A 19,480-nucleotide genomic window follows, 5' to 3' on the forward strand; every position below is an offset into this window, starting at 1 on the left:
GTGTACTAAACCTCGTTTAAGGTTGTTTTCCGATATAGGCAAGTATGCCTCCGTCTACATACAAGACATGGCCGTTAACGAAATCCGATGCGCTAGAAGCCAAGAAGACAGATGGTCCAGCCAAATCGATTGGCTCGCCCCAACGTGCTGCTGGCGTACGTCCAACGATAAATTGATCGAATGGATGACGTTCACCGTTTTCTTGTGTTTCGCGTAATGGAGCAGTTTGCGGTGTAGCAATATAACCTGGTCCAATTCCATTACATTGGATATTGTATTGACCGTATTCAGAAGCGATGTTTTTCGTCAGCATTTTTAATCCGCCTTTTGCCGCAGCATAAGCACTGACTGTTTCGCGTCCTAATTCACTCATCATGGAACAGATATTGATGATTTTACCGCCGCCTTTTTCGATCATATCTGGAATAACTGCTTTTGAAACGATAAATGGAGCATTTAAATCCACGTCAATTACTTGACGGAAGTCAGCCGCATCCATTTCGATCATCGGTGTCCGTTTGATGATCCCTGCATTATTGACTAAAATATCAACTGAACCTACATCTTCTTTGATTTGCTGAACCATTGCTTGAACCGCTTTTTCATCGGTTACATCACAGACATAACCTTTTGCATCGATGCCCGCTTCTTTATAATGCGCTATACCTTCATCAACTGATTCTTGATTCAAGTTATTAAATACGATTTTTGCTCCTGCTGTAGCTAAAGAGCGTGCAATCTCAAATCCAATACCATAGACAGCACCGGTGACTAATGCTACTTTCCCATCTAAACGAAACATATCCATATTAAATTCCATCATTTTCTCTCCCTTATGCTTATTTTAATTGATCCATTTGCACCATATCCATGTCTGTATAGGTGATGTTTTCTCCGCACATTGCCCAGATGAATGAGTAATTGCTTGTACCTACACCTGAATGGATCGACCAGCTTGGTGAAATAATGGCTTGTTCATTGTCTACGACTAAATGTTTTGTTTCATCTGGTTTGCCCATCATGTGGAACACACGTGTATCTTCATTGGCATAATCAAAGTAGACATAAGCTTCCATACGACGTTCATGTGTATGACAAGGCATCGTATTCCAAGCACTTCCTGGTTCTAAAATCGTATAACCCATTTGTAATTGACAGCTTTCGCATACATTTGGATGGATGTATTGATAGATTTTACGTTCATTCAATGTCAGACCTTCACCAGTTTCCATTGGTTTTACTTGGTCGATACTGATTTTTACATTTGGATATTTATGATGAGCTGGAACAGAACTAATATAGAATTTAGCTGGGTTTTCAGCATCTTGAGAAGAAAATACGACATGTCGTGTTTCTTTTCCGATATAATAGCCGTCTTGTTTTTTCATTTCTTCTTTTTGCCCATCGATCTCGATGAATCCTGGTCCACCGATATTGATCACACCTAGTTCACGGCGTTCTAAGAAGTAATCAACACCTAGTTCTTTGTCTAATGTGATTTCTAATTCTTTTTCAGTAGGTGTCACGCCACCAAAGATCATTCGATCGTTGTGTGTATAAGTCAAACTGATTTTTCCTGGTTCAAATACCTTTTCTACTAAAAACTCTTTTCTCAATTGTTCCGTTGAATAATGACGGATATCTTCTGGACTGTGTGTATAACGTGTTTCCATTTCTTGCATTTTCTTCTACTCCTTCTATCGAATGATTTTTCCAGAGCCGCATGCTAAAAATTGTGCGACTTCTTCTTGACTGAATCGGTTGCAGTCCCCATGGATCGTATGCTTCAAGGCAGAAGCTGCCGTAGCAAAATCAATGATTTCTTGCGGGGGCATATTGGATAAAATCCCATGGAGCACACCACCTGCAAAAGCATCCCCGCCACCTACTCGATCCACGATCGGGGTGATTCTATGGACTTGGGATTCCACATATTCATGGTTCATCCACAATGTCCCCTTCAATTCATTTTCACTTGCTGAATGAACGGTACGTTTGGTCGAATAAAACACCTGAATATTCGGGAACTTTTCCTGCATTTTTTGATAATAATAAATCAGCGGTTGTTCTTCTGCTTCTGGCGCTTTCTCGATACCTAACAAATAAAGAGCATCCATTTTTCCAGCTGAACAGATATCTACTAAAGGTAAAAGCTGATGGATCACTTCGCTGGCTTCTTGCTGTGTCCATAATTTCCCGCGATAGTTGATATCGAAGCTAATCAGGCAGCCGGCTTTTTTTGCAGCTTCTATCACTTGTTTCGTCATTTTTTGCCATTTTTTAGACAAAGCTGGGGTGATTCCTGAAACATGAAATATATCTATTCCTTGGAATAACTCCTCTAGCGACCATTCCAAATGATCCATTTCAGCAAAGCTTGATCCGGCACGATCATAGATCACTGAGGCGGCGCGTTCGCCACTACCAGTTTCCATATAATAAGTACCTAGTCTTGGCCCGCCAGATAATACCTGTTTCGTATCTACTCCATAACATTGCAAGTGCTTTTTGACTGCTTTTCCCAATGCGTTATCAGGTACTTTGGTAGCAAAAACCGCGTCATGTCCGTAATTAGCTAAAGAAATTGCTACGTTTGCTTCCCCTCCGCCATAATGGGCAGCGAATCGTTCACTTGAATCGATGCGGGTTCCCTGTTCTGTGGACAATCGCAACATGATTTCTCCGAGTGTCACTACTTTTCCCATAAGCAGTTACCTCTTGATTTCTTTCATTTTTGCTGCATACTGTTGCGCGACTTCCGTTACTTTGTCAAAATCTCCTGTAGCTGCAGGTGCTAAAAGGTTCCCACCTACTCCGACTGTTACGACACCAGCATCGAACCACTCTTTCATATTGTCCAGACTCACACCACCAGTTGGCATGATATTGACTTGAGGCATCGGTGCCTTGAAGGCAGAAATGATACTTGGTCCATAAGCGCTTCCAGGAAATAGTTTGACGATATCTACCCCGCTTTTCAGCGCTGTTTTGATCTCGGTAATAGTCATACATCCTGGTAAGTAAGGAATTTGATACAGATTGCACATCTCCGCCGTTTCTTGATCAAAGGAAGGGCTAACAATATACTCTGCGCCAGCTAAGATAGCCAAGCGAGCTGTGACAGCGTCTAATACTGTGCCTGCGCCAATCACTATTTCTGGTTGGTCTTTGTAGAATGACAAAAGTTCTTTGATTACTTGATCCGCTTGAGGGACTGTAAAAGTCAACTCAATACCAGTTAGACCACCTTTGATGATTGCGTGGCAAGCATTCAAAGCTTCTTCTTTACTTTTTCCGCGTACGACCGCAATCACTCCGGCATTTTTCAATCGAGATAAAATATCAATTTTTTTCATCTTCTCCACCTATTTCCTATTTAGAAATTTTATTTTATAACTTGGAAATCTATACCCATATTATACGGCAGAAAAGAAAAAATGCAAACGCTTTTTTCATTATTTTTGAATTCTTTGCTCGATTTCGCTTTTTGTTTGCTTGAGGGCACTGATTATTTGTTCTTTTGTCTCATCCGTTAAACGATATTTCGGCATACTTACACTAAATGCACCAATGATTTGTTCGTTTTTCACGATTGAGGCTCCTATACAAAAAATATCACGTTCGATTTCTTCATCGTCAAATGCGACGTGGGTTTCTTTTACCGTTTGGATTTCCTTTTTCAAACGCAAGGCATTGGTAATCGTGTACTCCGTGTAAGGGATCAACGGATGTTTTTCAAGATAATCAGTGTACTGCTCTTCACTGAATTCTGCTAATACGGCTTTACCCATCGCAGAATTGTATAATGGTCGGGTGATTCCGATTTTTGAAGACATACGGATCGTTTGATGTTTTGGATCTAGTTTGTTCACGTACAAAATCTCATTGTTGTCCAATACCCCTAAGTGGATAGTCTCATCGATTTTTTGCTGCAACTGTTCTAAAAACGGTAAAGTCAGTTCTACCAAATCGATTTGTTCAATGTTTTTATTCGCGTAGCGAATAAGCTTTGCACCTAAACGATAATTTTTCTCTGAATTTTTATTTACGTAGCCGATCATCAGTAAAGTATCTAGTATTTTCAAGACTGTAGAAGAAGTCATTTCCACACCCTTTGCGATCGTCTGCAAAGAGATGTCTGGATTTTCTGCTAAATAGTCTAGTATTTTAGAAGCTTTGATCAATACAGTTCCATAAGGTTTTTTATTTTCCATATAATATTCTCCTATTTCTTTATAAGAAAAATTATAGCGGAAATACCATCAATTTAAAAGAGATAACCGGATACAAACTGCTATTTCTCTTTATAGGCAACTCAAAGTTAAAGATCCGCTTCGTTTTTACATCAAGCTTTGATATAAGGCAATGATTTCTTCTACTGTCGTTTCTCTTGGATTTCCTGGTGTGCATACATCTCGCAAAGCATCTTCTGCAATTGCTGGGATATCCGCTTCTTTTACACCTAACTCAGAAATGGTAGCTGGGATTCCAACCGCTTTGCTTAACCGATCAATCTCACCGCAAGCCGCATCTCTTACATCTTCTAAAGACATTTCAGATGCACCTTTGAGCCCTAGTACAAGAGCGATCTCACGGTATTTTTCTCCAGTATATTCTTTGTTATATTTCATGATCGTTGGCAAGAGCGCTGCACACGCTACACCATGTGGGATGTTGTACCATGCACTTAACGGATGAGCCATCCCATGTACCAGTCCTAAACCTACATTTGAGAAGCCCATTCCTGCAATATACTGTCCTAACGCCATTTTTTCTCGTCCATTTTGATCACCCTCTACAGAAGCTTCCAAAGAATGACCAATGATTTCAATTGCTTTCAAATGCAGCATATCAGTCATTTCCCAAGCGCCTTTCGTAATCAACCCTTCGATAGCATGCGTCATAGCATCCATCCCTGTTGACGCAGCCAATTTTTTTGGCATTCCCATCATCATGTCACTGTCGATGAACGCAACGATTGGGATATCATGAGGATCGACACAGACGAATTTCCGGTGATTTGCTTCATCTGTGATGACGTAGTTGATCGTTACCTCAGCTGCTGTCCCAGAAGTCGTTGGTACAGCTAAGATAGGTAAACATGGATTTTTTGTATCAGCAACACCTTCTAAGCTGATGACATCTGAAAACTCTGGATTCGTCAAAATAATCCCAATGGCTTTTGCCGTATCGATTGGCGACCCCCCACCGATTGCGATCAAACAGTCTGCCTCTGCCTCTTTAACAAAAGCCACTCCGTCTTTTACGTTTTGGATCGTTGGGTTAGGTACGATCCCGTCGTATAAAACATAATCGATTGCTGCATTATCCAAAAGCTCTGTTACTTTTGTCGCTATGCCATGTTCGATCAATCCTTTATCAGTAATGACAGCTGCTTTGCTGAATCCTCGCTGCTGAAATTCGGGAACGATTGACTCAATCGCTCCTTTTCCAAAATACGATGTTTCATTTAAAATCATTCGATTACTCATTTTCTATTCCTCCTAATTTGTATTATTTTTCACAATAAAAACGAAAGAACTTCAAGCAACCGGTTGCCCAGTTGCTTGTTGCTACAGTTCAAAGACTGGGGTCAATTCACGGCTGACTGGGGAGGCATCTGGATTTGTTTCCATGATATCTTCCATGTATTTCCACCATTTTTGATTGATCGGTGTATTTGCCATTTTTCCCCATAACTCTTCATCTTCGACCACTAAGTAACCAAATAATAAACTTGTACTCGGATCAAGATAGATCGAATAGTCAATGACCCCATGTTCACGAAGCGCTGTGCGCATCTCTGGCCAAAGTTCATCATGTCTTTTTTTGTATTCTTCTTGTTTTTCTGGGTAAACTTTCATGCAAAAGGCTTTTTTCACCATGTCAGACACCTGCTTTCGTATGAACTTCCTCCAAATAACCTGCTTTCGGAGTAACACCAAACGCATCTGCTAAGCGCCACAAATTCTCATCTGTGATTGTTTGCAAGATTGGTCCTTGCGCTTTGACGTACGTATAGACTTCTGCTGCCTTTTCTGCTGTCTCGATCAAACCAAAGACTTCATCCATGTCTTTTCCTGACCCGTAGATTCCATGTTGCGGCCATAAAACCAATCGAGTTTCTTTCATTTTTTCAGCTGTTGCTTCCCCAATCTCATTTGTTCCCGGAACCATCCACGGAATGATGGAAATCCCTTCTGGAAAAACAACTAGGCATTCCGTGCACATTTGCCACAGCGTACGACTAAAGGAACGCTCGTCTAATTCATGCGTAAAGCTCATCGCTAATAAATGGCTAGCATGGCAATGCATAACGATCCGATTATCTGGGTCTACTTCTAAACGGGCGATATGACTCATGAAATGACTTGGCAACTCGCTTGTAGGAAGGCAGTCATTTTCTAGCCCCCACAAAAGCTCTAAAGTTTTTCCATCTTCGGCAACTCGAACGATTCCAAGGTTTTCGGCAGGTTCGCTCGCTACATTTTTAAAATATCTTCCTGAACCAGTTACAATAAAATAGCATCCTGCTAAACGGCTGGCATCAAAAATCATCGAGATGCGGCGGGTCACTTTTTCAGGATCCAAGAACGGTGTGATTTCTTCTTCTTTGAGTAAATAAGAAATATTCCCGCCATTTCGTTCATCCCATCCCAAGCGATAAAGATTCGATGTCGTTTCAATCATTTCTTTCACATAAGGCGCTTGTAAAATATCTATTTTTTTCAATATAGCCACACTCCTATTTTCTTAATCCCAACACGTCTTTTTGATATTCTTGGACTTCTTCCAGCCAATCCAAACCAACTGGAACTTGATTTTTGTAACAGAAATAATTCCATACATCGGCATACGGGAAATCTTTCAATTCTTCCGTGTAAGCCATTCTTGAAGTAAAGTCAAAAGCCAGCTCCATTTCTTTCAATCGCTCAACTGGTTCCAGCATAGCTTTCATCAATGCTTTTTGTGTATTTCTCGTACCAATGACCCAAGCAGCGATACGATTGATCGTTGCATCAAAGAAATCCAGACCGATATTCGTTTTTTCCAGTAATTCGTTACGGACTAATTCTTTAGCAATTTCCTGCAATTCATCATCCATCAAAACGACATGATCTGAATCCCAACGAACTGGACGAGAAACGTGCAACATGATTCCTTTGCTGAATAACGCTAAGGAAGACAATTTATTGGAAATCACTTCTGTTGGATGAAAATGTCCAGCATCTAGACAAACAAGTTTGTCACGAGTCAACCCGTAACCCATATAAAATTCATGGGAACCGACTGTATAAGCTTCAGCGCCTAAACCAAATAGTTTGCTTTCTACTGCATCTTGTACATACCGTTCATCTAGCTCTTCTGTAAAAATTTCATCGAGCGATTCCATCAAACGTTTCCGTGGGGTAAAACGGTCGATTGGATTGTCTTTCATCCCATCAGGTACCCAAAAGTTATTGATACATGTTTGTCCAATTTCTTTTCCAAAGTATTCTGCGATTTTGCGGCTTCTTTTTCCGTGTTCGATCCAGTATTCACGAACTTCTTTATCTGGGTGAGCTAATGTAAAGCCGTCTTTCATCATTGGATGCGAAAAGAAAGTCGGGTTGAAATCAAGACCGATTTCTTCTTTTTTTGCCCACTCTACCCATTTCTCAAAATGCTTCGGCTCAATCTCATTGAGATCGACCGCTTCTTCTGTGTCCAAATAGATAGCATGAAGATTCAACTTATGTTTGCCCGGTATCAACGAATATGCCTTCTCCAAATCTTGTCTAAGCTCTTCGGGTGTCCGTGCAGCTCCTGGGAAATTTCCTGTTGCCATGATTCCACCAGTCAATTCGCCATCCGGTGTCAAGAAACCTTTGACATCGTCTCCTTGCCAGCAATGCATAGAAATTTTGATGTCCTGCATCTTTTCTAGTACAGCATCTGTATCTACACCGATAGTTGCATATTTTTCTTTTGCTTGTTCGTAATTTCTTTCAATCGTGTTCATACGATTACTCCTTTGATTTTATTCACGTACCATTCCATCGTGTTTTGCTTATTTTCATCTGGGTAAAAAGTTTCACATGGAAACGACTGTTTGATTACATTTCTTGCTTGTTCTATATTCGAAAACTGACCTGTACTGAGCATTTGCATGGCAACATTCCCGATTGCTGTGGCTTCACTAGGACCTGCTTCTACAATGATTCCGGCATAATCTGCTGTCAATTGATTCAGTAAGCGATTATTCGATCCGCCCCCTACGATGTGCAGTTTTTCCAATTTCGTTCCAGTCAAGTGTTCTACTTTGATCAGCTCTTGTGCGTAACAAAGAGCAAGATTATCATACACACAACGAGCGATAGCTCCCGATGAGACAGGGACTGGCTGCTCTGTTTCAAAACAGTATTGCTGAATCTCTTCTATCATATTTTTAGGATTCAAAAATCGAGGGGCATTGATTTCCATCACTTGTTGCAGCGGCTTTTCTTTTGCAGCAAGTTCTGCCAATTCCGCGTAACTGTATTCGTACTCCTGCATTCGAGCAACTTCCTGGATCAACCACATCCCCATGATGTTTTTCAAAAAACGCACCGTATTATGAGCGCCCCATTCATTCGTGTAATTCTCAGAAAAAGCGGCGCGAGAAACATTGGCGATCTTTGTTTCCATCCCTAAAAGCGACCATGTTCCGCTGCTGATATAGCCCCAATGTTCTCCTTGCCCTGGTGTTCCTAATATAGCTGACGCCGTATCATGACTTGCTACTGTGATAAAGGTCACATCTGGCAAATCATGTTTTGAGAATTTTTCTTTTTGCAAATCTCCTAGTATCGTTCCCGGCTCTGTCAATGGAGGAAATAATTCTTTCGAGACACCAACTTTTTCAAGAAGTTCTGTTTCCCACTCTTTTGTTCCTGCATTCAGCAGCTGCATAGTAGACGCATTGGTTTTCTCCGTCACCATATTGCCAGTAAAGACGTAGCCTAAATAATCAGGAATCAATAATAATTTATGTGCTTTTGCCAAATGGTCTTTTTCTTCGACAAACAATTGGAATAAGGTATTGAAAGGCTGGATCTGAATCCCTGTTTGCTCATACAACTTATCTAGAGAATAGCTTTCAGAAAACTGTTTTACTGCTTCATCGGTACGATCGTCCCGATAAGCGATCGGATCATTCATCCGTTCCCCTTGTTCGTCAATCAAACAGTAATCGACTGCCCATGTATCGATCCCTGCAAAACAGTGATCGATCCCTGTTTTCTTTAATTTTTCAAATCCAATCAAAATCTCTTCGATAAGATAATCGATCTTCCAGCGGTCATGACCGTCTTTGTTCCGAAAGCCGTTCTTGAATCGGTGTACTTCTTCCAAGACTAAAGAACCTTCATCATTCCTCGTACTTTTCATTAGTCGTCCGCTTGACGCACCGATATCGATGGCAACAAATGTCGGATTCATTTCTCCACCTCTTTTACTTTATTGTTGATTAACGCTTCATTAATAAAGCGTCATCATTTATTAACAATGCTATCATATTACATAAACTTATATTTTGCTTCACACTATTTTGGTATATAATTGCATTATCTTGACAAGTTGGGAGTGTTTACATGGATTACTGGGAAAAAGCCAATCACTCATGGTCGGAAGACTCAAAAAGAGTGATCTTGACACCTACGCAAAGAAGTAGGAATTTATTTTTTTATATCCAAGAAATCGGTTACTTTAAAGCGCCGGTCCCTTACTATACTGAACGAGCACATTTACCTTCTTATTTGATAAAATTTACTTTGTCTGGCGAAGGTTTGCTTACATATAAAGATAATCAGCACCAGCTAAAAGCTGGAGACCTCTTTTTTATTGACTGCCAAGAATATCAGCGTTATCAAACGATTAGCGAAGAACCATGGGAAATGGATTGGATCCATTTGAATGGTCAGAGCGTCCAATCATTTTATCAAGAATTCACAAAAGATGGCCATAACACCTTCCATTCGACAGGTGATCCATCAGAAAACAAGATCCATCATCTGATCACAGAATTGATCCACATGCAGCAAGGTGCGAATGCCCGTACCGATTTCCAGTCCTCTGTAGCTATCCACGAGCTGTTGAATGAACTGATTTTGCAGAAGTATCAGCTGGATTTCGAAGAAGAAGATATCCCACCTTACGTTTATAAGCTTAAGCAATACTTGGACGAACACTTCAAAGAAACGATCACACTTGATCAATTAGAACAGCAATTTTTACTGAATAAATATCAGCTGAGCAAAGATTTTTCCAAATTCATCGGTTCTCCGCCAATTGATTATTTAATCAGCAAAAAACTCTCTTACGCTAAAGACCTTCTTCGGTATACAGAATTTACTATTCGAATGATTTCCGAAGAAATCGGAATTGAGAATTTTGCTTACTTTAGTCGCTTGTTCAAAGCAAAAACTGGATTATCACCGAGAGATTTTCGTAAATTTAGCTGATTCATATAATATGTATGCACTTTTTTTAAATATTTATAGTAGAAAAATAAAATAACCGCAGTTTCTGCTTCTATATAAACAACAGCAGCTACTTCGGTTATTTTTTGAGCAATCATTCTCATTGTTCATCTTCAAAATGTTCATAATGAACAAGCTGGTTTTGTGTATCGCGTTTCAAAAATTCTTTAGGCGTTATACCAAACTCTCTCTTGAATGCTTTCAGAAAATGTGGATAAGACGAAAAACCACTTTTACTATATACAGCACTAGAACTACGGTACTCTCGCAACAAGTGCTTGGCATAGATCAGCTTTTTCTTCATTACATACTGATGAAACGTAAATCCAGTGTACTTTTTGAATTCTCGGGTGATATGGTATTTGCTGACAAAAAATTGCTTCTCCATTTCCTCTAAAGAAAGCGGATGAGATAAATTTTTTGAGATATATTGCAACATTTGTTCCACACGCTCATTTGGAACTACAGCATTCTGTTCTTGCGCACTCTCTTCTTTTTGTACTACTTGATTGAGAAAAATCAAGTATTCTACCAGAGCTTGTTCATATTTTATATCTTCACCGTAAATTTTTTTATCAGGAGGATGGTCGATAAATGATAATTTTTGCTTCAATACTTCCTGTTCGACTTGCAATACACGACTCCTTTTCTCTCCCATTGGTTGAAAACAAGCCGATAGATTAGACCACGGCGTGGAACGACTTTCCAGAAAAGAAGGGGTAACAAAGATATAGACACGCTCGAATACATCTGAAGACTGGCGGACAATACGATGCAAATCGTTGGAATGGATGAGCAGCACACTTCCTGCTTTGATCGTAAATTGCCGTCCGTTCAAATAAAAAGTCGCTTCACCCTTTAATGTAGCATGGATCTCATAGAAATCATGGTGATGGTAGATTGTTTTATTTTGGCTGACGACATCTTTGACATGATAGATTTCATACTGATCAGAAACCATCGTATTGACTTGTTCACCGCTTATTTTCTTTTGGAGCATGTGCTGCACCTCCTTTGTTCAGTTGTGCACAATTATATTATATCACGTTTTTTGTAATCAAAAAGAGCTGCTTTTATAGACTCTTATAAAAAAGAAGAGACGTGACCTCTTCTAGCCCCGCCCCCTCCATTCTAAATATTAGTTAATCAATGTCTTCTTTACATTATTCAAGAAGACTTCTTCCATAACGAATCCCATCATCTTTTGTTTCTTCAAGAACCACATACAGATACGGACGGTTCTTCTTGATGATTTCTTTGATTTTTGTGTACTCGATCACACCGTCTCCCAAATTTACCGGCACGATTTTTTCCTGTTCGACACGAAAATCTTTCAAATGAACCGCACATATCTTTTCACCAAAACGCTCAAAAGCTTCTTCTACCAATTGGACTTGTTCTTGATAATTAGTACTTGTGATCAAATTTGTCGGATCTAAAATGATTCCTAGATAGTCCGAATCCACTGCTTGGATCAGCTGCTCTACTCTTGCTAAAGAATACACCGGATGATTCAAACCTGGTTCTATCCCCACCATCATTTGGTATTTTTCTCCAGATTTTACCAAGCGACGGATAACGGACACTGCTTCAGCAAATGCTTCATCTGTGAAATTTTCTTCCGTATATTGGATTTCCGGCAAGACACATCCAGTTTCCGAAGCAACCATCGACGCACCAAAGGAAGAAGCATAGTGAAGATACTGCTCGAACTTTGTCAGCAACTCTTCTCGTATCGTTAAATCTGGATGAATCATATTGATATAGCAACTTAAAATTCCTACGGACACTTCTTGCTTTTCTAAGACTCGTTTGACATAATTTCCCATCCCAGAATTGATTTCATTTGCGCCAGAAGATATTTCAGGAAACGAAAGACCTAAGGCGAGCTGCAGTGTATGGATCCCTTGTTCTTTTGTTTTTTCTGCAAGCTCTTCTATCGTTTGGACTTGGGAAAGATCATGTCCTCTAATTGTAATGTTCAACATAATTATTCTCCTAACTCAGCATATTGGGTAGCCACATGACGATTTGCGGGAAATAGGTAATCAAAAACAAGACGACTAGGATAATCCCATAAAACGGAAGAAGCGGTTTCAGCATTGCCTCTGCTTTTACGCCTCCTACACTTGCACCGACATACAGCCCTGTACCTACAGGCGGCGTGATGGATCCTACACACAGATTCATGATTGAAAACAACCCGTAATGTACAGGATCAACCCCTACACTTGTGACGATCGGTAAAAATATTGGTGTAAAAATCAAAATAGCAGGCGCTACATCCATAAACATGCCCACAAGTAATAACACAAGATTGACTAATAACAGAATCACTAGCTTATTATCCGTTACGCCCATAATCAACGAACTAATTGCCTGAGGAATACCGGTAAACGCCATGGCGAAAGACATCATGGAAGAAGTAGCTAATAAGAACATGATCGTCCCTGACATTGCTACTGATTGAAACAACATATTAGGTATATCTTTTAGTTTTACCGTTTTATAGTAAAACATAGCAATCAGCAGGGAGTAAATGACAGCTATCGCTGAAGCTTCTACTGCTGTAAATATCCCCGTCAAGATACCACCGATAATGATGACAATCAATAGAAGGCTAGGAATCGCCTCTTTTATTATTTTTCCAGCATGAGCCATCTGTCCTTTTTCGACAACAGGGTATTTATTCTTTTTAGCAACGATGAATGCTACTAGCATGATTCCTAGTGCCCACAAAGCCCCTACGAGATAACCTCCCATAAATAAAGCCGAAATCGAAGCACCACCAGCAACAAGTGAATACATGATAAAAGCAGTACTTGGAGGAATGACCATACCTGTCGGAGCTGACGCGATATTGACCGCTGTCGCAAACTTCCGGTCATATCCTTCTTCCACTTGCTGAGGAATCAAGACTCCGCCAATCGCGGTAGAAGCGGCAATGGCTGAGCTAGAGATGGAACCAAATAAAGCATTCCCTAACACATTCGTATGAGCCAAAGCCCCCGGTACGCGTCCGACGAACAACATCGCAAAATCCACTAGTTTCTTGGCTATCCCTCCATTATTCATGATAATACCTGAAAGAACAAAAAACGGAATAGCGATGAGCGAAAAACTGTTGATACTTCCCACCATTTTTTGAGCTGAACTAAAAGCAGAAACATCAAACGGTATAACTAACAATAAAGTCATCATTGATGAGAACGCAATACTTATAGCAATCGGCATCCCTAATACAAGCAACACGACAAATACAAAAAATAACACTAATCCGGCTTCTATTGCCATTTTATTCCTCCATTTTTATATTTTTTCTTGAATTGCTGGCTTGTTGCTTAATGTATCGATTAGATTGATCAGACTATAGATAATGATGAGTATACCTGAGACAGGTATTGACAAATAGACGTACCCCATCGGAATGCTTAAAGAAGGTGAGATCTGCCCCATTGTCAATGTGACAGCATTCCATCCGCCATACACCATGATCATCGCAGCAAATACCAGAAATAAACTTTGAACAACGACTTCTAAAATCTTACTTTTTTTACCAGATAATTTTTCACTTAAAACCGTTACGGCTAAATGTGCTTTTTGTCCCACAACATACGCGGAAGATAACATGGCAAACCAGACAAGACCGAATCGGACAAGCTCTTCTGTGACCGTATTTGGATTTCCTAAAACCGTTCTGGAAAATACTTGCCATAAAACGACAGCGACCATCCCAACAAGCAAAACAGCTCCTAGGATCTCTAACACCTTATTTAAAATCATTTTCATCACAGCTACGCTCCTTGCTCTTGGATCTTTTGATAAAGGTCTTTGTAGGCAGGATCGTTTTTGAATGTATCATGAATCGGCGCGACTGCCTCTCGAAACGGTGTATTATCTACATCATTGAATTGAACTCCATGTTCTTCTTGTGCTAAAGCTTTTTCTTCTTCAATTGCTCTGGCAAAAGCTTCGATTTCAAAAACCGTCGATTCTTTTGCTGCTTCTTCAATCGCTTTTTCCTGTTCAGCAGTCAGCTGTTCTTTGATAGCATCATTCATGATGATGATATCGGGCACACGTGTATGCTCATCATAAGAATAGTATTTAGCTACCCCGCCATGTCCAGCTGTATACAAGACAAATTCATTGTTTTCTGATCCGTTGATCAAATTGGATTGAAGAGAAGTGTATACTTCATCACTTCCCATGGGGACTGGCGAACCGCCTAAAAGCTCTACCATTTTAATAGCTGTTTCGCTTTGCATCACACGGATTTTCTTTCCCTTCAAATCTTCCGGTGTATGGATTGGTCCATCTACCATATAAAAACTGCGTTGACCAGAATCATAATAGGTCAATCCGGTAAACCCTAAATCTTTGGTAGATTGGTAGATTGGTTCCATTATTTCTTCATTATCCATCACCTTAAAGAAATGTTCTTCATCATTGAATAGATAGGGAACTGAAAAAATCGAATAATCTTTAGAAAAACTTTCCAATGCTGAGGCACTTACTTTTGTGAAATCTACTGCTCCTGACTGTGTCAACTCGATCAGTTCACGTTCTCCACCCAGTTGTCCATCTGGAAAATACTGGATCTGTACGAAACCATCTGTTTTTTCTTTTACTAAACGCCCAAATTCATTCATTGCATCAATTACCGGCTGGCTGTTGCTTGCATAAGCAAAGCGCAAGGTAACTGTCTCATTTACGTCTGCATCTGCGACAGTTGCCACACTAGAATTATTTCCGCAGCCGCTTAGACCTAGCAGACCTAGGCTAAGCGAACTTGCTGCAAACAGCAGTGATGTTTTTTTCATATGGGTTTCCTTTCTTTTAACAATAAGAGACTAGCAATTCTGTCAAACAAAGCACCGTTAACGACTGTCCATAAGGCATTGCTGTGATTCCGATATTCCGATAAAAATCTAAACTATCCCCCATTCCTGTCCCGATTGAAACGTTTTGGACTTCTCCTTTTTCATCGATTTGTTCAAGCAATCCTTGGATAGCACGATAAGCGACTTCTTTATATTCTTGCGGCAAATAACGTTTATGGACCGCTTTCAAAATACCGTAAGCAAATCCTGCAGTTGCAGAAGATTCCACATAAGAAGAAGGATCATCTAACAACGTATGCCATAAACCGCTTTCAGATTGATAAGTTTTTAATGCGCGCACTTGTGCTTCAAGTGTTTCAATCAATAATTTGCGCAATGCATCTTCTTTCGATAGTTCTAAGATCTCGATGATTTCTGGAATAGCAATCGTCAACCAGCAGTTTCCACGAGCCCAAAATGCTTCGGCGTAGTTATGATTTCCTTCAAACGTCCAGCCGTGATACCACAACCCTGTCCGCTTATCCATCAAGTATTTGATGTGGATCATAAACTGGTAACGTGCTTCTTCTAAATATTCAGGGCGATTCAACAGTTTCCCGATTTTTGCCAAAGGAAGCACTGTCATCATCAATGTATCATCCCACAGCTGATTCTTATTTTCCGGTCCATATGTGGCATGTTGCAACCCCTCTTCATTTGTCCGAGGCATGTCATTCATGACCCATTCTGCCCATTGTTCTAAATAAGGCAAATAGCGTGAATCTTTCGTGTCTTCATACAAGTAAGCCATCGTCAACAATGGGGCCATCGTATTGACGTTTTTTGGCGGAGCGCCTTCTTCCATCCGATCTTCAAACCATTCATTGACTACTTGATAAGCGCGAGGATTTTTTGTCATCTGGTAATTTTTATAAATACCGTATAATCCGACACCTTGTGGCCAATTCCATACTGTCCAGCTTTTGTCATCTACTTTCAATCCATCAAAGTCCAATAAAAAATCACCGTTATCGTCTTTGATCGTTGTCAGGTTTTCAACGAGTAGGTCAATTTTTTCTTTCACTAATTCTTTAGGTACAAAAATCTCTTCTTTAATAATCATCTTTACGCCACCTTTTTTAAACGCTTTCATTTTATATCCTTAATATAGCAGTAATACTGTTCACTATAAATATCGCTTTTTGAACAAAAACTGTCTAAAATTGACCTAAACGTTAAATAACAAAAGTAACTTTCAAATACTTAGAAAACAAAAAAAGAACTTGGAGAAACAACGTTTTCCAAGTTCTTTTCATCTATTTTTTTATCTCTTTTCTACGCTTTCTTTTGCTTATCCATTGTAAGCATCAATGATGATTTGTTTCAATTCAGAGATCAATGGTTCTTTCGGATTAGCTGTCGTACATTGGTCTTCGTAAGCTAATTCAGCCATACGGTCTACGGTTGTATCTAGTGTTTCTTGTGTGACTCCTTGAGCTTTCAGACTCATGTTGATGCCGACAGATTTTCCTAATTCATAAACAGCAGTTGCTAAAGCTTCGACTAATTCCTCTGTTGTTTCGCCTTTCAGACCTAAGAATTTTGCAATATCTGCGTAATCTGTATCTGCACGGAAATAGTCATATTTAGGGAACATCGCATGTTTTTGTGGATCTTTTGCATTATAGCGGATAATATGCGGTAAAAGAATCGCATTTGTCCGTCCATGAGGGATCCCGTATTCCCCGCCGATTTTATGTGCGACTGAGTGACAAATACCTAGGAATGCGTTAGCAAACGCCATACCAGCCATTGTAGAAGCGTTGTGCATTTTTTCACGTGATTCCATATCAGGTGTTTTCACTGATTTTTCTAAATAGTCAAAGACTAATTTGATCGCTTGCAGACTCAACCCGCGTGTATAATCTGAAGCCATGACTGAAACATAAGATTCAATGGCATGCGTCAACACATCCATTCCTGTATCTGCTGTGACAGATGCTGGAACTGACATGACGAATTGAGGATCGACGATTGCGACATCCGGTGTCAATGCATAATCTGCCAACGGATATTTCACATGTGTTTCACTGTCAGTGATGACCGCAAATGGTGTTACTTCAGAACCAGTCCCTGATGTTGTCGGGATACATACGAATTGTGTCTTTTCTGGTTTATCGATCTTGTATGTCCGTTTACGGATATCCAAGAATTTTTGTTTTGCACCGAAGAAAGATGTGTCTGGGTGTTCGTAGAACATCCACATTCCCTTAGCCGCGTCCATTGCAGAACCGCCTCCAAGAGCAATTACTGTATCCGGCTTGAAGTCTGCCATCAATTTCGTTCCTGCGTATACGGTATTTGTCGATGGGTTCGGTTCAACCTCTGAGAAGACTTCGATTTTCACATCATTTTTGCGTCGTGCCAATACTTCACGAACTGTATCGCAGTAACCAAATTGGACCATACCTGGGTCACAAACGATCATGACACGTTCAACATTTTCCATTTTCTCTAAGTACAATAGAGAATTCTTTTCAAAGAAGATTTTTGGCGGTAATTTGAACCATTGCATGTTATTTCTCCGTTTCGCTACAGTTTTGACATTGATTAAGTTTACAGCAGAGACGTTACGAGAAACAGAGTTCTTACCATAAGAACCGCATCCCAAAGTCAATGACGGAATCATTTCGTTATAGATATCACCGATGCCGCCTTCTGCAGATGGTGTATTCACTAAAATACGACAAGCTTTCATTCGAAGACCGAATTTGACATGCAACTCTTCGTTTTCTGAATGAATAACTGCTGTATGTCCTAATCCTCCAAGATTCAACATACCTTCACACAAATCAAACGCATGGTCCGTGTTGTTAGCTTTGATCATGGCAAGAACTGGAGAAAGTTTTTCTCTTGATAGCGGATAATCTGGTCCTACGCCTTCCAATTCAGCAATCAGCATTTTCGTTCCTTTTGGTACACTGATTCCTGCCAATTTAGCGATTTCCATCGCAGAATGTCCAACGATTGATGGATTGACCGCATATTTTCCTTCGTTCATCACTGCATCTTCCAATTTTTGCAATTCATCTGGTTTTACGATATAAACTTGGTGTGCTTGGAATTCCGCTTTTACTGCTGCGTAGATTTCTTTGTCCACGATCACAGCTTGTTCAGAAGCACAGATCATCCCATTATCAAATGTTTTCGAAACGATCAAATCGTTCACTGCACGTTTGATTTTTGCTGTTTTTTCAATATAAGCTGGTACGTTACCTGGACCTACACCTAAAGCTGGTTTTCCTGTAGAGTAAGCAGACTTGACCATCCCAGCTCCACCTGTCGCTAAGACGATCGCGATACCTGGATGGTTCATTAGCATAGAAGTCGCTTCGATCGATGGATGTTCGATCCATTGGATACAATTTTCAGGAGCTCCGGCAGCGATAGCAGCATCACGTACCACTCGTGCTGCTTCTGCAGAAGATTTTTGGGCACTTGGATGGAAAGCAAAAACGATTGGATTTCTTGTTTTCAACGCGATCATTGATTTGAAAATCGTTGTGGAAGTCGGATTCGTTGTTGGAGTTACTCCGCAAACCACACCGACTGGTTCAGCAATTTCAATCAATCCTTTTTGGACATCTTCATTGATTACACCAACTGTTTTATCATGTTTGATATTATGCCAAATATATTCGGACGCATACATATTTTTGATTGCTTTATCTTCGTAAACACCGCGACCTGTTTCTTCCACAGCCATCTTTGCTAATGGCATATGTTGATCTAAAGCTGCCATTGCCATTTCATGCACGATATGGTCCACTTTTTCTTGATCAAAGCTTTCCATTTCTTTCAATGCTGCATTTGCTTTTTCTGCCAAACCATCAATCATTGCTTGTACGTCAATTGTCTTCGTTTTTTCTTTTTCCATTACTTTAGCCATCATTATCCTCCTAATGGGTCATGGTTATTTGTTAAATCATTCACATGTATATGATACAATATTTATTTTTCTATGTAAACACTTTTTTGTGATTTTTTTCACAGTTATTTTAAAATACAAAATTGCTTTATTTACAGGGATTTGTATAGAAAAATATATAAAGTTATTTATTATTATTTATATGACACACCCAATTATTCAATGTTGAG

General features: G+C 39.9%; 18 protein-coding genes. 1 reads left to right on the forward strand and 17 read right to left on the reverse strand.

Going from position 1 to position 19,480, the window contains the following annotated elements; genetic code table 11:
• Positions 1 to 16 precede the first annotated feature (16 nt).
• The 10 genes from ESP02_RS05270 to rhaB form a co-directional block, all read right to left on the reverse strand.
• Positions 17 to 820 (reverse strand): gluconate 5-dehydrogenase, encoded by an 804-nt coding sequence (locus tag ESP02_RS05270; RefSeq protein WP_025478481.1) that lies wholly within the window; start codon positions 818 to 820, stop codon positions 17 to 19.
• Positions 821 to 839: 19 nt separating this feature from the next.
• Positions 840 to 1,682, reverse strand: a complete 843-nt coding sequence (kduI, locus tag ESP02_RS05275) for a 5-dehydro-4-deoxy-D-glucuronate isomerase (protein WP_002288239.1) — start codon at positions 1,680 to 1,682, stop codon at positions 840 to 842.
• Between the two features lie 15 nt (positions 1,683 to 1,697).
• Positions 1,698 to 2,705, reverse strand: a complete 1,008-nt coding sequence (locus tag ESP02_RS05280; RefSeq protein WP_002374266.1) for a sugar kinase — start codon at positions 2,703 to 2,705, stop codon at positions 1,698 to 1,700.
• Positions 2,706 to 2,711: 6 nt separating this feature from the next.
• Positions 2,712 to 3,356: a bifunctional 4-hydroxy-2-oxoglutarate aldolase/2-dehydro-3-deoxy-phosphogluconate aldolase gene (locus tag ESP02_RS05285; RefSeq protein ID WP_002288242.1), complete on the reverse strand. Its 645-nt coding sequence runs from the start codon at positions 3,354 to 3,356 to the stop codon at positions 2,712 to 2,714.
• A gap of 99 nt (positions 3,357 to 3,455) precedes the next feature.
• Complete coding sequence (locus ESP02_RS05290; protein WP_002374264.1) at positions 3,456 to 4,214, reverse strand: IclR family transcriptional regulator; 759 nt, start codon at positions 4,212 to 4,214, stop codon at positions 3,456 to 3,458.
• A gap of 126 nt (positions 4,215 to 4,340) precedes the next feature.
• The gene (gene fucO / locus ESP02_RS05295) at positions 4,341 to 5,492 is read right to left on the reverse strand and encodes a lactaldehyde reductase (protein WP_002374262.1); all 1,152 of its coding nucleotides are present in this window, start codon (positions 5,490 to 5,492) and stop codon (positions 4,341 to 4,343) included.
• Positions 5,493 to 5,573: 81 nt separating this feature from the next.
• A complete protein-coding gene (gene rhaM / locus ESP02_RS05300) occupies positions 5,574 to 5,885 on the reverse strand; it encodes an L-rhamnose mutarotase (RefSeq protein WP_002293379.1) in 312 nt (103 codons plus the stop codon).
• Between the two features lies 1 nt (position 5,886).
• Complete coding sequence (rhaD, locus tag ESP02_RS05305; RefSeq protein ID WP_002293380.1) at positions 5,887 to 6,732, reverse strand: rhamnulose-1-phosphate aldolase; 846 nt, start codon at positions 6,730 to 6,732, stop codon at positions 5,887 to 5,889.
• Positions 6,733 to 6,745: 13 nt separating this feature from the next.
• Positions 6,746 to 8,002 carry an L-rhamnose isomerase gene (gene rhaA / locus ESP02_RS05310; protein WP_002374257.1) on the reverse strand — a complete coding sequence of 419 codons (1,257 nt, stop codon included), beginning with the start codon at positions 8,000 to 8,002 and terminating at the stop codon, positions 6,746 to 6,748.
• Positions 7,999 to 9,459 carry a rhamnulokinase gene (gene rhaB / locus ESP02_RS05315; RefSeq protein WP_002374256.1) on the reverse strand — a complete coding sequence of 487 codons (1,461 nt, stop codon included), beginning with the start codon at positions 9,457 to 9,459 and terminating at the stop codon, positions 7,999 to 8,001. The genes rhaA and rhaB overlap by 4 nt, the downstream gene beginning before the upstream one ends.
• A gap of 152 nt (positions 9,460 to 9,611) precedes the next feature.
• Here rhaB and ESP02_RS05320 point away from each other — a divergent pair, with 152 nt between their 5' ends.
• The gene (locus ESP02_RS05320) at positions 9,612 to 10,481 is read left to right on the forward strand and encodes an AraC family transcriptional regulator (RefSeq protein WP_002293387.1); all 870 of its coding nucleotides are present in this window, start codon (positions 9,612 to 9,614) and stop codon (positions 10,479 to 10,481) included.
• Positions 10,482 to 10,599: 118 nt separating this feature from the next.
• On the opposite strand, the gene ESP02_RS05325 is transcribed toward ESP02_RS05320, so the two are convergent.
• The 7 genes from ESP02_RS05325 to adhE all read right to left on the reverse strand — a co-directional run bounded on the left by ESP02_RS05325 (position 10,600) and on the right by adhE (position 19,271).
• Entirely contained in the window at positions 10,600 to 11,499 is a 900-nt protein-coding gene (locus ESP02_RS05325; RefSeq protein WP_002374255.1) for an AraC family transcriptional regulator, read from the reverse strand.
• 163 nt (positions 11,500 to 11,662) lie between these two features.
• The gene (locus ESP02_RS05330) at positions 11,663 to 12,487 is read right to left on the reverse strand and encodes a sugar phosphate isomerase/epimerase (RefSeq protein WP_002374253.1); all 825 of its coding nucleotides are present in this window, start codon (positions 12,485 to 12,487) and stop codon (positions 11,663 to 11,665) included.
• 10 nt (positions 12,488 to 12,497) lie between these two features.
• Positions 12,498 to 13,793, reverse strand: coding sequence for a TRAP transporter large permease (locus ESP02_RS05335; RefSeq protein ID WP_002329715.1), 1,296 nt, complete (start codon positions 13,791 to 13,793; stop codon positions 12,498 to 12,500).
• A 15-nt stretch (positions 13,794 to 13,808) separates the two neighbouring features.
• Positions 13,809 to 14,288, reverse strand: a complete 480-nt coding sequence (locus ESP02_RS05340; RefSeq protein ID WP_002328053.1) for a TRAP transporter small permease — start codon at positions 14,286 to 14,288, stop codon at positions 13,809 to 13,811.
• Positions 14,289 to 14,293: 5 nt separating this feature from the next.
• Positions 14,294 to 15,322 (reverse strand): TRAP transporter substrate-binding protein, encoded by a 1,029-nt coding sequence (locus ESP02_RS05345; protein WP_002374251.1) that lies wholly within the window; start codon positions 15,320 to 15,322, stop codon positions 14,294 to 14,296.
• Positions 15,323 to 15,338: 16 nt separating this feature from the next.
• Positions 15,339 to 16,445, reverse strand: coding sequence for a glycoside hydrolase family 105 protein (locus ESP02_RS05350; protein WP_010731789.1), 1,107 nt, complete (start codon positions 16,443 to 16,445; stop codon positions 15,339 to 15,341).
• Positions 16,446 to 16,673: 228 nt separating this feature from the next.
• Positions 16,674 to 19,271: a bifunctional acetaldehyde-CoA/alcohol dehydrogenase gene (gene adhE, locus ESP02_RS05355; protein WP_025478480.1), complete on the reverse strand. Its 2,598-nt coding sequence runs from the start codon at positions 19,269 to 19,271 to the stop codon at positions 16,674 to 16,676.
• Positions 19,272 to 19,480: the final 209 nt, after the last annotated feature.

Origin of the sequence: Enterococcus sp. NBRC 3427 (assembly GCF_007996925.1) — a bacterium.
Lineage (GTDB): Bacteria > Bacillota > Bacilli > Lactobacillales > Enterococcaceae > Enterococcus_B > Enterococcus_B lactis.

Bases quoted from the DNA above. Each gene is read 5' to 3' on its own strand.
- ESP02_RS05270 (WP_025478481.1), bottom strand. From the start codon at position 820: ATGGAATTTAATATGGATATGTTTCGTTTAGATGGGAAAGTAGCATTA.
- kduI (WP_002288239.1), bottom strand. From the start codon at position 1,682: ATGCAAGAAATGGAAACACGTTATACACACAGTCCAGAAGATATCCGT.
- ESP02_RS05280 (WP_002374266.1), bottom strand. From the start codon at position 2,705: ATGGGAAAAGTAGTGACACTCGGAGAAATCATGTTGCGATTGTCCACA.
- ESP02_RS05285 (WP_002288242.1), bottom strand. From the start codon at position 3,356: ATGAAAAAAATTGATATTTTATCTCGATTGAAAAATGCCGGAGTGATT.
- ESP02_RS05290 (WP_002374264.1), bottom strand. From the start codon at position 4,214: ATGGAAAATAAAAAACCTTATGGAACTGTATTGATCAAAGCTTCTAAA.
- fucO (WP_002374262.1), bottom strand. From the start codon at position 5,492: ATGAGTAATCGAATGATTTTAAATGAAACATCGTATTTTGGAAAAGGA.
- rhaM (WP_002293379.1), bottom strand. From the start codon at position 5,885: ATGGTGAAAAAAGCCTTTTGCATGAAAGTTTACCCAGAAAAACAAGAA.
- rhaA (WP_002374257.1), bottom strand. From the start codon at position 8,002: ATGAACACGATTGAAAGAAATTACGAACAAGCAAAAGAAAAATATGCA.
- rhaB (WP_002374256.1), bottom strand. From the start codon at position 9,459: ATGAATCCGACATTTGTTGCCATCGATATCGGTGCGTCAAGCGGACGA.
- ESP02_RS05320 (WP_002293387.1), top strand. From the start codon at position 9,612: ATGGATTACTGGGAAAAAGCCAATCACTCATGGTCGGAAGACTCAAAA.
- ESP02_RS05325 (WP_002374255.1), bottom strand. From the start codon at position 11,499: ATGCTCCAAAAGAAAATAAGCGGTGAACAAGTCAATACGATGGTTTCT.
- ESP02_RS05330 (WP_002374253.1), bottom strand. From the start codon at position 12,487: ATGTTGAACATTACAATTAGAGGACATGATCTTTCCCAAGTCCAAACG.
- ESP02_RS05335 (WP_002329715.1), bottom strand. From the start codon at position 13,793: ATGGCAATAGAAGCCGGATTAGTGTTATTTTTTGTATTTGTCGTGTTG.
- ESP02_RS05340 (WP_002328053.1), bottom strand. From the start codon at position 14,288: ATGAAAATGATTTTAAATAAGGTGTTAGAGATCCTAGGAGCTGTTTTG.
- ESP02_RS05345 (WP_002374251.1), bottom strand. From the start codon at position 15,322: ATGAAAAAAACATCACTGCTGTTTGCAGCAAGTTCGCTTAGCCTAGGT.
- ESP02_RS05350 (WP_010731789.1), bottom strand. From the start codon at position 16,445: ATGATTATTAAAGAAGAGATTTTTGTACCTAAAGAATTAGTGAAAGAA.
- adhE (WP_025478480.1), bottom strand. From the start codon at position 19,271: ATGGCTAAAGTAATGGAAAAAGAAAAAACGAAGACAATTGACGTACAA.